Origin of the sequence: Spirosoma foliorum, from assembly GCF_014117325.1 — a bacterium.
In the GTDB taxonomy this organism is placed as follows: Bacteria; Bacteroidota; Bacteroidia; order Cytophagales; family Spirosomataceae; genus Spirosoma; species Spirosoma foliorum.
Map to the genome: position 1 here is coordinate 8,031,053 of NZ_CP059732.1, position 13,197 is coordinate 8,044,249.

The 13,197-nt window shown below is 48.5% G+C and carries 7 protein-coding genes; 4 read left to right on the forward strand and 3 right to left on the reverse strand.

Features of this window, described 5'->3' with window-relative positions; genetic code table 11:
• Positions 1-18 precede the first annotated feature (18 nt).
• Positions 19-534 carry a single-stranded DNA-binding protein gene (locus H3H32_RS33925; RefSeq protein ID WP_182460128.1) on the forward strand — a complete coding sequence of 172 codons (516 nt, stop codon included), beginning with the start codon at positions 19-21 and terminating at the stop codon, positions 532-534.
• 41 nt (positions 535-575) lie between these two features.
• Positions 576-1,922, forward strand: coding sequence for a gliding motility-associated protein GldE (gldE, locus tag H3H32_RS33930; protein WP_182460129.1), 1,347 nt, complete (start codon positions 576-578; stop codon positions 1,920-1,922).
• A 16-nt stretch (positions 1,923-1,938) separates the two neighbouring features.
• Here the strand turns inward: gldE and H3H32_RS33935 are convergent, their stop codons facing one another.
• Positions 1,939-3,045 (reverse strand): LBF_2804 family protein, encoded by a 1,107-nt coding sequence (locus H3H32_RS33935; protein WP_182460130.1) that lies wholly within the window; start codon positions 3,043-3,045, stop codon positions 1,939-1,941.
• Between the two features lie 178 nt (positions 3,046-3,223).
• Here H3H32_RS33935 and H3H32_RS33940 point away from each other — a divergent pair, with 178 nt between their 5' ends.
• Positions 3,224-4,348 (forward strand): DUF3500 domain-containing protein, encoded by a 1,125-nt coding sequence (locus tag H3H32_RS33940; RefSeq protein ID WP_182460131.1) that lies wholly within the window; start codon positions 3,224-3,226, stop codon positions 4,346-4,348.
• 87 nt (positions 4,349-4,435) lie between these two features.
• Positions 4,436-6,040 (forward strand): S8 family peptidase, encoded by a 1,605-nt coding sequence (locus tag H3H32_RS33945; protein ID WP_182460132.1) that lies wholly within the window; start codon positions 4,436-4,438, stop codon positions 6,038-6,040.
• A gap of 62 nt (positions 6,041-6,102) precedes the next feature.
• Here H3H32_RS33945 and H3H32_RS33950 read toward each other — a convergent pair whose 3' ends face one another.
• Complete coding sequence (locus tag H3H32_RS33950) at positions 6,103-8,874, reverse strand: S8 family peptidase (protein WP_240543849.1); 2,772 nt, start codon at positions 8,872-8,874, stop codon at positions 6,103-6,105.
• Positions 8,875-8,979: 105 nt separating this feature from the next.
• Entirely contained in the window at positions 8,980-13,029 is a 4,050-nt protein-coding gene (locus tag H3H32_RS33955; RefSeq protein WP_182460134.1) for a S8 family serine peptidase, read from the reverse strand.
• Between the last annotated feature and the right edge of the window lie 168 nt (positions 13,030-13,197).

Consider the following 13,197-nt stretch of genomic DNA (forward strand, 5'->3'; position numbering starts at 1 on the left):
ACCAACAAAATAAAGCGTATGGCAAGTCTTAATAAGATGACAATTATCGGTAACTTAGGTGCCGATCCTGAAGTTCGTTATCTTGATGGTGGAGCAGTTGTGGCAACCTTTAACGTCGCAACTACTGAAAAATATACAACCCGAACCGGGGAGAAAGTAGAACAAACCGAGTGGTTCCGAATTGAACTCTGGAATGAACAAGCCAAAGTGGCTGAAAAATATTTGAAAAAAGGAAACTCTGTTTACGTAGAAGGTCGTCTTCGGACGGAATTGTGGACAGATAAAGAAGGTAAAGAACGCACATCACTGCGAGTTCGGGCTAATACCATGCAATTGCTGGGTAGCCCTAATAGCGACCGTCAGGACGAACAGCCGACTTATGAAGCGCCACGTCAGCAAGCCGCTCCTGCACAACCTGCAGCCCGTCAGCAACCAGCGCCACAGCCCGCACGCCAACAGGCTGCACCGGCACGTAGGGAGCCCGAACCGGTGCCCTTTGAGAGCAACAGTGGTGATGATGATTTGCCGTTCTAACCCACACAACTTGCTCTTTTGTTGAACGAGATTTGATATACATGGATCCTGGTGACCCTCTTCCTCGACAGGTGCTCCCAGCCGCAGACGGCTGGGGCACCTATTTTGATTTATACGCCCCTTATACGGCTCTGATTTTATTGCTACTGACGCTGGCTGGATTGGTATCGGCATCAGAAGCAGCATTCTTCTCGCTTTCTCCCGATGATCGTGCCTTCTGTCGGGATAGCATGCAGGCCGACGACAAACGGATTGCCACTCTTCTCGAACGCCCTAAGCGGTTGCTGGCATCGCTAGTCATCTTCAATAACTTACTCAATATTGCCATTGTTGTTATTGTAACCTACCTAACCTGGGAGATAACCCGTATCTCGTCAGAGTCAGGTTGGATATTGTCGGCTACGGCGTTGGCGACGACAGTCGCCATTGTTTTGTTTGGCGAAATTGTACCGAAAGTATACGCGAGTCAGAACAACCTCATCGTGGCTCGTAAGACTGCTCCTTTAGCACAACTTGGTTTAGCCGTATTCCGGCCACTGGCAATGATGCTGGTTAACTTAAGTAATCAGATCGATAAGCGTATCCAGCGAAAGGGCTATAAATTATCTGTAGAAGAGCTAAGCCAGGCGGTGGAGTTGACAGGAGCCAATGCAACTGTTGAAGAAAAAGAAATTCTTAAAGGTATTGTCAACTTTAGCAATCTGACGGCACGTCAGGTCATGCGGGCAAGACTGGATATTTCGGCCGTTAGCGACGACTTATCGTTTAGTGAATTATTGGCTCAGATCAACGCGTCCGGCTATTCAAGAGTGCCAGTTTATGGTGAATCGCTGGATGAGATAGATGGTATTCTTTACATAAAAGACTTACTACCCCACATACATGCCGATGATTCCTTTCATTGGCAATCGCTGCTACGGCCAGCATTTTTTATTCCTGAAAATAAGAAGGTAGATGACCTGCTTCAGGATTTTCAGAAGCGACGAGTACACATCGCTATTGTGGTTGATGAGTATGGCGGTACACGCGGTCTGGTAACGCTGGAAGATATTATCGAAGAGATATTCGGGGATATAAACGATGAGTTCGACGATGAAGATCCGATGGGCTATCGTCGGGAAGATGATCAAACAGTGATATTTGAGGGTAAAATGTCGCTAACCGATGTTTGTCGGGTTCTTAATGTCGACCCAACAACCTTCGAAGATGCGCAGGGTGATAGTGAATCACTAGGTGGTCTCTTGCTGGAGTTATTTAGTCGGCTTCCTAAATCGGGTGATGAAACGACTTACAATGGGTTCCAGTTTCAAGTACTGTCGGCCGACGATAAACGGATTAATGAAGTCCGCGTGCGGAAGAAGGACGTGGTGAAAGAGACCGAAGGGTAAGGCAGATCATCACTTTTTACACCCAAAGTCCACGCCCCTGATTGTAGTCTGCTCCGATCTGTTGGATTGCGCTGGCAGAATAAGTCAGAATTCCCTTTTTGCGAAGCTCCCGTAAACGCGTTTTCTCGAGCCACGACAGCTTACCATCAACCAGAACCCCGAATACGATGAGCCGTTCCAGACTTCGTCGTACAGAAAGAGGAGCCTGGAGTACCTTTTCGGTAAAATTACCGGTCAGCGGTTGGTCAATAGCTAAGGCAAATCGATCCAGCAACGTTTCGGTAAGCATGAGGTGGGCATAATTATGTTGCCTTTTCAGGATAGAAACATAGTGGAGAGCTTCCAGAATCAAGGGGCGAAATTGATCGTTTTTGCCCCATTCTTCATGCAGTTCATGGACAAACTCACGAATCGTAATGGGTGCCATTACCCGAACCTGCGCTTCGTGGAGCGTTTGCCAGGATGCCCAGGTATTCCAAAGCGCATAGACCGGCATACCGGCCAGATTAGTTACGGGATGTAAAGCATATTGGCCAATCGATTGCTTGACTACCAATTTTAACGCGAGCGTACTAAGTGCCGCTTTGACCGTGTTCAGCAGAAAAAAGATCGTTAGTCCCCAACGCGGTGCCGTCATGTACGGATCAGTGCCAAATCGAACTATACCCTGAGATTTTTCGGAAGCAGCGTTCGCCAGTGATTGCAAATGACGTTCATATTGGGCGTCGTGAGCGCGAGGAAACTGGCATATTTCCATAATCGACTTTACACCCCACAGGTTAATCGCCAATAACAGATTTACCTCCAGATAGACTAATAAAAGGCTATATAAAATGGTAATAAGCGGTAACTCATAGGTACTTCCCAGAAAAGAAACGGTTGTTGTGCTGAACAATTCAGGCCACGTATTCTGAGGCCAGTAAAACAACAAAACGCCTACTATGCCAAGCAGGGCAGCTATTGTTAAGGTTATAAGTTTTATTCGGCGGATAACTCGGCTTTCAACAGCATTCAGCACATAAGGCTCATCGGCGGGGTGTGCCATATCGAGTACCTGCCGCAAGTAGCGCATCGACAGATGGTCGAGTGGACCAGTACTGTTGTTCGGAGGGCGGGTAGACATGATCTTGGTTTGTAACAGTGGCGTTAGATAGTAAACTACTAAAACACAGAGGTTGTTGGCAAACAGCCAGATATAATCAACTAGCTTTGACTAAGCGGTAGAATCTCCTTTGATAATCAATAGGTAAATGCAGCCCTGAATACACTTTTACGGGGTAGTTTATAAACGCCCTTTACCTATGAAGTACTTACTTTTTATACTTTGCGGCTTATTGGCCAATCAATTACACGTTCTTGGCCAGGTTGCCCCATCGCCCAAAACATTGCCTGTTCAGCAGCGCGTTAAAGATGAAATGACAGATGCCGCGAACGCGTTTCTAGGAACCTTGACGCCAGAACAACGGGGAAAAACAACGTTCGCATTTGATAATGAAGAGCGGTTCAACTGGCACTTTGTACCCCGAGAACGGAAAGGCCTGCCTCTAAAGCAAATGACGCCAGAACAGCGCAAAGCAGCTATGGCGATGCTCAAAACAACACTTAGCCTGCAAGGCTATGAGAAAGCGACGTCCATTATCGACATGGAGAATGTGCTGCGTGTGATTGACAATCGGCCGCCTAACGACGTATACCGTGATCCGGAAAATTATTCATTTACCGTTTTTGGTGATCCAGCCACCAACACACCCTGGAGCTGGCGTATCGAAGGACATCACCTATCACTTCAGTTTGTTGCTGTTGATGGTAAAGTGTTGGCCCAGACACCTACGTTTTTTGGTAGTAATCCTGGTATTCTGAAATTTGACTCGGGCATGGCTGATAAGCGTATGTCGGACCCACGTGTAAAGGATTTACCCCAAAAAGGTCGATCAATCTTAAAGCTGGAAACCGAAAAAGCCTTTGCGTTATTGAAAACCCTGAATGCCGACCAGCGCAAGCTGGCAGTACTGGCCCCGGTTGCTTATCCTGAAATGGTTACGAGCAATAAGCGTAAAGCGTCGCTGGAAAAAATGGACGGCGTAAAAATGGCCGACATGAATGCTGAGCAACGTAAATTATTTCTGGATTTGATTCAGACTTATTTAGCCAATTACCGCATTACGTTGGCCAAGCAACAATTGGATAAGCTCAAGAAAGCAGGTCTGGACGAAATCCGGTTTGGCTGGGCCGGTGATCTTACACCTGAATTAGGGGACGGCAAGGGCTGGTACTATCGGATTCATGGTCCAACAATTCTGATTGAGTACGATAATTCGCAAACGAATGCCAATCACATCCATACGGTAGTGCGCGATTTGACTAATGATTGGGGAGAGGATTTATTACAGGAACACTACAAAAACGTTAGTCACGGTAAAGACTGATGCAACCAGAGTAGGCCGTTTAACAATTTTTAAGCCATTTATAAGGTTGTTTTTTCTTAATTTGTCCAGATTATTTGTTCTCAATTCATGAAGAAACTCCTTATTAGTGCGTCGGTTGTCTTGCTTTCGATAGCAGCTTCGGCACAGGAATCGCAGTGGTATCTGCAAGATAAAACCGATAAAACAGCTGGTATTAGCGTTGAGCGGACATACCGTGAACTACTGAAAGATCGAAAGCCAACGCCCGTTATAGTCGCTGTAATCGATGGTGGGATCGATACAACGCATGAAGATTTACGGCGTGTGTTGTGGATCAATCCGAAGGAAATTGCCGGAAACGGGAAAGACGATGACAAAAACGGATATGTCGATGATGTTCATGGCTGGAATTTTATTGGTGGTAAAGACGGCCGAAATGTCAATTACGAAACAACCGAAGTTACCCGGCTGTACGTACAGTTAAAACCGAAGTATGAAGGGAAAGACCGGAAATCGTTGAAGCCGGATCAGCAGAAAGAGTATGATCTGTACGTGAAAACGAAGGCCGAAGTCGAGAAAAATCAGGCGCAATACAAGGCACAATATCAGGGAATTGGTCAGTTTTACACCCAGTTTTCTGGTGCGGTCGATAAGCTGAAAAAAGCATTGAATGTAACAAAGCTCGATACGCTCACCTTGCTTAAAGCTGCCGATACGCTTAAGGATGCCAGTTTAAAACGGCCTGTTCTGGGTATATTACAGATATTGGGTCAGCAGAAAGCACCTGATACTGATGTGATTATGAATGAACTCGAAAAGGCAAATGAGCAACTCAAAGCCCGTGCCGAGTATCATTACAATCCTGACTTTGATGGTCGTGGTGTTGTGGGTGATAATCCAAACGACATGACCCAGCGCGATTATGGCAATGCTGATATTTCGGGCGCGAATCCTGACCACGGTACACACGTTTCGGGCATTATCGGGGCCGATCGGACCAACAATATTGGCGTAAAAGGAATAGCCGATGCTGTTCAGATTATGGGTGTACGGGCCGTACCTGATGGCGATGAGCGGGATAAAGATGTGGCCAATGCCATTCGGTATGCGGTTGATAACGGCGCGCAGATTATCAATATGAGCTTTGGTAAAGACTATTCTCCGCAGCGTAATGTAGTTGAAGATGCCGAACGATATGCTCTTTCGAAAGGAGTCTTAATGGTGCATGCCGCCGGTAATGATGGGAAAGACATCGATACGGCAGCTAATTACCCTGCTCCCCGATTTATCAATGGTTTAGCTATTCCGAACGTAATTACAGTAGGGGCTAGTGCTGAACCAAACAACAGCGATCTGGTGGCTAGTTTCTCGAACTACGGTAAGCAAAATGTCGATGTTTTTGCACCAGGTAAAGATATCTACTCGACCGTGCCAGGCAGCAAATACGAAAATAACAGTGGTACTAGTATGGCCTCGCCTGTAGTGGCAGGGGTAGCGGCTGTGCTGAAATCGTATTTCCCCAAACTGACCTACGCGGATATCAAACGGATTATTCTTCAATCGGCAACGCCTTATTCAACCAAGGTGACCCGACCAGAATCCACGGATACAGTTTCGTTTAGTTCATTGTCGAAAACGGGTGGTATTGTCAATCTTTACGATGCCGTAAAATTAGCACTGGCTGAGGAAACGGCTTCTGGCAAAGCGAAGTAAAGAGTTACGATAGAGCATAATGACCGGGTCGATTAAGCCAAAAGCGCTTTGATCGACCCGGTTTATTTTTTGATAAAACGCCCGATCTGGATGCCAGACCCATCGGCAAGGCGGAGAATGTACGTTCCGGCGGGCAGAGACTGAATCAGAAAATCACCTTCAAATTTCCCGTTCGAGGCTTTTATCGACAGTACAGGTTGTCGTAAAACGCCGTTTAGATCAAATAAACTAACCTGAACCTGCTTGGCCACGGGATTGGTGTAGCGAATGGAAATGGTATTTTCTGTCGGGTTTGGGTAAAAGATAAATATACCCGCCGGATCAGCGATCGTTGTAGAGACTGTTGCCGATTGCACCAGCCGATTCGTGGACCAGCCCACACAGTTGTGCTGCGTTACCCGTACTTTGTAAGTGCCTTCCGTTGAGACAGATAGCCGATAATCAGTGGCATTCGCTAATGCACTTTCATTTCGGTACCATTGATACGTATAAGACGTGTCGATAGGCGCTTTCAGGGTAACAGTGGCGCCTTTGGGAAGACTTAATTCTGTTTCTTCAGGCATTAAATCTATAGCATTGACCGAACTAAGCTGGATGGTTGTTTCGGCGGAGAGCGCCTGGCAACCATCCTGTGTTATTCGAACCTGGTAGTTACCTGCCTGGGTAGCATTAAATGTACTTGCCTGCGCATTCGCAATGACCGAATTATTCAGGAGCCACTCAAATGTAGTGCCTGTTAATGGAGTGCCACCTGGTGAGGTTGCTACTAAATGAACGGACGTATCTGTACGGCAAAGCCATTGATTACCAGTTGGCGATAGTGTAACCGCGGTTGTTCGTGTCTGAACCAGAATGGGTTGCGAAGTGGCCGAACAACCGTTATCGTCGGTAATGCGAAGCGTATATGATCCGGCTTGGGTTGCCTGATAACCAGATGAAGCCCCACCGGCCAAAATTGTTCCGTTAAGAAACCACTGGTAGTGCAAATTCGCTGAATAATTACCCGCTTGTAAAGCTAGGGTGGCTCCCGGACAAATCGTTGTATCACGCGCTGGGATAGTGGTAGCCGTTAATTGGCAATTGACACGATGGAGGCCGCTCACAATCAATGAATAAGGCTGACTCGAATAGGTCATCTTGCCTTTGTGCGAAACCGTGATCGTATAAGTTTTTCCAGCTACAGGATTGGCGATATACACCTGTTCAACGTTATCGCGCACATTATCTCCTCGGCTGGCGGCTTGTGCCGGTTTCGCCGGATCAAGAGCAAACGGCAGATTGGTCTGTTGGCCGTCGCTGATCCGTAAATCGAGGTCATTGATAAGTTTGGGCGTCGGGCTGTCTACCGAGCTGGGCACAACGCTGGTGGCTACCCCTTCGGGATCGGTCCAGGACAAGGTGACAATCAATGGCTCATTGCCCTGAGCGACGATGGATCGGCTGTAGGTATTACCGGCGATCAGACTTTGTTCGAGAACCAGGTGTGCCAACTCCTCATTGAGTAACAAACGAGCGGCAGCTTCGGTATTTAACAAGCCCCATCCCTGCCGATAATCGGGACCTGCTGCCGGATTAGGCCGATCGGCGGTGTGTAGAGCCAATCCTTTGAGAGTAGCAGCCCGCATGAATTGCCCACTTGCAGGCAAGCCGCTTGCCCGCTGACGGGCGTAGAGTTCCTGTAATAGAAATAAAGAGCCGGATACATTGGCCGATGCCATCGAGGTACCGCTATAGTTACCGTAATCCGTATTCGATGTACCGATAGACGACAACACATCGGAGCCAATTCCCAGTAAATCGGGCTTAATGCGTCCGTCATCAGTAGGCCCCCAACCACTAAACGCCGTTGAGCCAACTAAAGTGGGCACGTTTGCATTGGCATATGTCACATCGGCAGCCCCAATTGTCAATACGTTTTTGGCCGTGGCTTCGGCCGGAATTACATCATAAGCATCGTTTCGACTGCGGGCAATTGTGCTTTGGGTAGTCGTGTTTCGGAGATAATACGCCGTTCCGGTGGGTGGCCCGGTTTCACTACGTTTATTATCCGCCGAGCGGACCATCAAAAAGTAGGGGTTGTTATAGGCAATTCGGTCGAGGTCCTGCGCTTTGCTTGTATAAAAGCCAAACAAATAATCTTCGGTTGCGCTGATGGTTGTATTGCCCCACCATTCCCATTTTAAGTTCGAGTCGGTGCCGGGCCGGGAGGCATTGTATACCCAGCCAACTACGGGTCCGTAAGCGTGGTTGGAAAGCAGTAAGTTAGGAGCTGCCGTGAGCAACTCCGTCACATCGTCGGTATAATCCCAGACCGATAATTGGGCACCGTAAGCCATTCCTTTGGCCAATGGATTCACCCCCTTACCCACAAGCGTTCCCGCGAGGTGCGTAGTGTGGTCATTGACTCCGGTGATGTTATCTTTCTGGGTGATCTTGGCTCCTTTCGTTGTGGTTCCGCTGAACTCCTGATGCGATTCCAGTACTCGGCCACCGTCCCATAAACCCAGCCGACCAGCCATTGCGGGTGAGCTGCCTGATAGCGAAATGGCTAATGAGCCACCACCTTGTAGCGCCACTGTTCGGGTTCCTCGGGCCGCTTCAACATTATGCAGCGAATAATAAACAGGTTGCCCCAGAACGTCGACCTCCTGAAGTCGGAAAACGCGGTGATTGGAATAGTTTTTGTAGAGAGGCCAATTGTTCTGAAGCGCCAGCGCAAGGGTTCGTTTTCGGTTCTGAGTATAGCGATTTACCAGCTCAGTTTGCCAGGGTAGTTGTTTTTTGGATGAGACAGACTGCGCCCAGACGAGGCTATCAACCCCGTTTATCAACACCAAAATAAGGCAGAGCGATAGGCGAAAAACCCGCCAAATACTGCGCTGTGCCTTATTTTGAGTGACTGTGCGATTCTTGTTGAGAAGTGTCAGATGCGAGTTAGGTTATTGCTTTTGGATTCGTTTCACCCGAACGCTTTGCGTCCGGTCATCGCCAACAACCACAAAAAACGTACCGCCGGGAAGGCTCGACACATCTAATATCGCCGAATAATTTTTTCCATCGAGTTGCAAAGCGCCCGTTTGAACGGTACGGCCCTGAATATCAGTCAGGCGAAGCGCTGGAGCCTTGGATAGAGATGCTGAAACGGCCAGTGAGACCGTCACTTGTTTGGTTGCCGGGTTCGGGTAAACCGCCAGTTCGTCGTCGCTCAATAGAGGTTCGGTGGCCAAAATCGTCAGAACAACTTCGTTAGAAATCGCCACGCCACAGCCATTCACATTGCCCTGGACTGTATATCTGCCTGATTGTACTACTGTAAAGGTGGTTCCGGTTGCACCGGCAATAGCTACCCCATTCAATAACCATTGAATGTTTGAAATAGCGTTGGTTGTCAGAACAAAACCATTGGCCACCAGGGTTGGCGTTTGCGCTGTATTAAGCGATACCGCTACCGCCGATGAACGAGTGGAGGGGCAACTATTAGCCACCTGAAGCGCATACGAGCCTGCTGCCGTAACCTGAAGCGTACTGCTGGTGGCACCGCTTATCGCTGCGTTACTTTTATACCACTGATACGTTAGTCCAGCCCCCGTTGTAACAGCTTGCAAAGCAATACTTGAGCCCTGACAAATACTTACCGACCCATTGGGCGTAATGGTGGCCGTTGGCGATGTACTGGTGGTAGGAATTACAGCTGTTCGTTGCGGGTTGGGGCAGTCGAGCGATCTGACTTTCAGATTATAGAAATAATACCAGGCCGTTTTAAGGGTATCGGTCGTGCTGCCGCTAGTATATAACGACCCCTTTATCGATACAATAGGCGTACCCGTCGAGGTTTTGAGCTGATACGGGAATCCGTTTACACCCACGTTACTTCGGAAAATAGAAGCACCCCCAGAATAGTCGATCGTAATTTGATAATCGCCTGCTTCCGGAATGCGTAAGTTAAGCGGGTAAACAGCCCCCTGATCATTGGGATCGTCAACTAATTGACCACTTGTTGTGGCCGTCAGGCTCTGATTCCGGGTTGGGTTAACGTCGAGCGTTACACTGGAAATAGCCGTGTTGTCGTACTTCCGAACTGTGAAAGTTAATTGCCCCGCATTACCAATGTAGAGCCGGGCACTCTCAATAATAACGGGTACGGTGGTTGAAATAAGCGGATAAGGCCCGAAGTTGCCGCTATAAGTTCCGCCACCAAATGCATTTTTGTCGACAGGGCCTACCGTGCCTGAGAACGTATTCAGCGTGGCATAAAACTGCCTGCTCGTTGGTAGTTTCGGGACGGATGTCTGATTGCCAGCCGCCAGCAAGTTACCGCCCGCCGACGCGTCGTACCAGAACGCTGTACCACCCCCGGTATTTCGCAGGAAGATCGTTGTATCTGTTCCGCATTGGGTTGCGGTGAATAGGCCACTGGCGGGAGCAGGAGCCGTTGTACGGGTTTCTGTGACGCTGTTATTCGTCGCGTTCTGGTCCGTACTTAGGTTTGTTGTAATCGTAAACGTATACGTTTGACCGGCTACCAACGTGCTGGCTGCCGGTAACTGAAGTGTCAGAACACTTTCCCGGAAAGCAGCTACGGTAGGAACGACACCGCTTAATGTTGTTAACTCAACATTATTCGCATCCGTGATCTTAACGCTAACCGGTACATTTGTCTGATCGGCGGTTCCGTAGTTGTGTACCCGTACCGATATGGCCATATCGGTATTGGTTTGACCACAGAAGTTAGCCTCCGGCGAAACCAGTGCTGTTGCGCCAACATCGTTCAGTGTCTGCACTACATTCAATAGATAATCCTGCGTTTCGCCGTTTCCATAAAGGCCACAGGCTGCTACCGATGCGGCATTGTCGGTTTCGGTAGCCACCAGGCGAAATTTGATAATCTGTCCGTTGGTTACGCTGGTTGGAATAGTAAGGGTGGTTGTGAATTGCGCTGAGTTCGCCAGCACACTCGAGGTCGCGAGGGTTTCACCAGCGTCGTCGAAGCTGCCATTCTGATTCCAGTCAGCAAAGGCTTTAACAACTACGTTTTTGGTTGCCCCACAGGTGCCCAGTGATACGGTTAAGGGAAGCTGTTGGCCAGCCTGAATGGTTGTCGACACTTGTGAGAAGTCGCTATACGACGTACAGCCACTTGCACCTGCCTGATCGATGGTCCCAATTTGTACGCGACTAATTTTGGTATCGGCAGTTGAGGTTGGCCGCGATTCACAATAAGCTTTACCACCTGCTCCACTCACTAAAAGTGCGTAATCCTGTTTGCTCCCGTTTAAGGTGCCTTTGTGTGCAATGACCAGCGTATAGGTCTTCCCGGGTATCGAATTATCGATGACGACCTTCTCAATGTTATCGCGGATGTTATCGCCGTGGGTAGCGGCATTGACTGGATTATTTGGGTCTAGTATCCAGGGCTGTGTTGTCGTCGTCCCATCGTTGATGCGCAAATCAAGGTCGTTGACGAGCTTCGGCGTTCGATCATTCAGAACACTCGTAGGAGTACCCGCCGGATCGGTCCAGCAAATGGTGGCAACTAACTGGCCACGCCCAGACGCGGTTACCCGAATTGTATCACGTTGCCCTTGGGTGAGGGTTCGTTCACTCAGTAAATTGCTTTGGTCGGTATTGCCGATGACCTTAGCGGCCCGCTCCATATTGAGTAAGCCCCAGCCAAACTTATAATCGGGACCCGGTGTCGGACCGGCTTCATCGGCGGTATGTAAAACCAATCCACGAAGCGTCGATGAGCGCATGTATTTGCCCGAATTGAGCTGAGCGTAATATTCCTGAAGTAAGAGAATCGATCCCGACACGTTCGGCGAAGCCATTGAAGTGCCGCTTAAGATGACATAGGCACTGTCGGTACTGGAATTGGCCGAAAAGACGTTAACCCCGATACCCACAATGTCTGGTTTAATTCGACCATCATCGGCTGGACCCCAACTGCTGAAATCGGCGATTACAACATCACTGGGTTGATTATAACCATAAAGCGGATAGTTGGCAGCACCCACACTCAGAATGTTTTTCGCTACTCCATTCGTTGAAATTTGATCGTATCCGTTCTGGGTGTCGCGGAGGACTGTGCTGATTTTTCGGTTGTGATTGACCAGAATATATGGCTGGCCTGCCCCCGGAAACCCATCGGCACCATGATCGTTCCCCGCCGACTTTACCATGAGATAATAAGGGGCGGAGTTAGCAATTTGATCCCAGCTCTGTGTCCGTGAATCGTACTGACCGAATTTGTAATCGTACGTCTGGTTAACGGTCGTATCGCCGTACCATTCCCACTGGGTCGATCCTGTGAGGTCAGGATTGTATTGATAGCCAGCTAGTATGCCATAGGAGTGATTGGATACAAGTAGGTTAGGCGAGGCCGTAGTCATTTCCGATACATCGCTGGTATAATCCCACGCTTGTAATTTGGCGCCAAACGCCATGCCCCTTGCCAGCGCATTCACTCCCGCACCGATCATCGTAGTGGCTACGTGTGATGGATGCTCTTCGTCGGCAACGGCTGTACTAGCCTTATCATTTTGCGTAATGCGACCTGTTAATTCAACGTGAGTAGCCCGAACAGCACCACCATCCCAGATACCCAGTTTGTTTTGTACCGATGCACTACTACCCGATAAATTCAACCCAAGACTACCGCCTGAATAAAGTGATGAGGTGTGCGTGGCAGTGGCGACTTGTGAATTGCCAACCGTAGTGCCATAATATACGAGGTTACCCCGATCATCGACACCCGCTAGCTCAACGATGCGACCATTTTGGCGGATTGCCCGAAGCGGAAGATTTGATTTTTTCGCCAGCGAAAGAGCCCGGCTATAATTAGCATCGAAGGTTTTCTGAATGGTTTTTTGAAGCTGATTGATCTGCTGCCGCTGCGTAGCGGAGTAGGGTATAGACTGGGCGAATAAGCGTGTGGATGCGAAAACCAAAACGATTAGCCAACCTCTGGAAAACCATAAACGTTGAGACATAAAAATAAGCTTCCTGATAAGACGTATGAAATGATTACGAACAAAGGGTATTTTCCGTTGCGTAATAGGCCGGTGTTATGGGGTATTAACAAACTTTTAATAATGCTTGCCGATAATTTACTATCTAAAATTATAAAGTTGCTATACTTAACGAATCTGTAACGTCAA

What these genes read in the sequence shown, in the direction of transcription:
- H3H32_RS33925 (WP_182460128.1), top strand. Translation starts at nt 19, where the DNA reads ATGGCAAGTCTTAATAAGATGACAATTATCGGTAACTTAGGTGCCGAT.
- gldE (WP_182460129.1), top strand. Translation starts at nt 576, where the DNA reads ATGGATCCTGGTGACCCTCTTCCTCGACAGGTGCTCCCAGCCGCAGAC.
- H3H32_RS33935 (WP_182460130.1), bottom strand. Translation starts at nt 3,045, where the DNA reads ATGTCTACCCGCCCTCCGAACAACAGTACTGGTCCACTCGACCATCTG.
- H3H32_RS33940 (WP_182460131.1), top strand. Translation starts at nt 3,224, where the DNA reads ATGAAGTACTTACTTTTTATACTTTGCGGCTTATTGGCCAATCAATTA.
- H3H32_RS33945 (WP_182460132.1), top strand. Translation starts at nt 4,436, where the DNA reads ATGAAGAAACTCCTTATTAGTGCGTCGGTTGTCTTGCTTTCGATAGCA.
- H3H32_RS33955 (WP_182460134.1), bottom strand. Translation starts at nt 13,029, where the DNA reads ATGTCTCAACGTTTATGGTTTTCCAGAGGTTGGCTAATCGTTTTGGTT.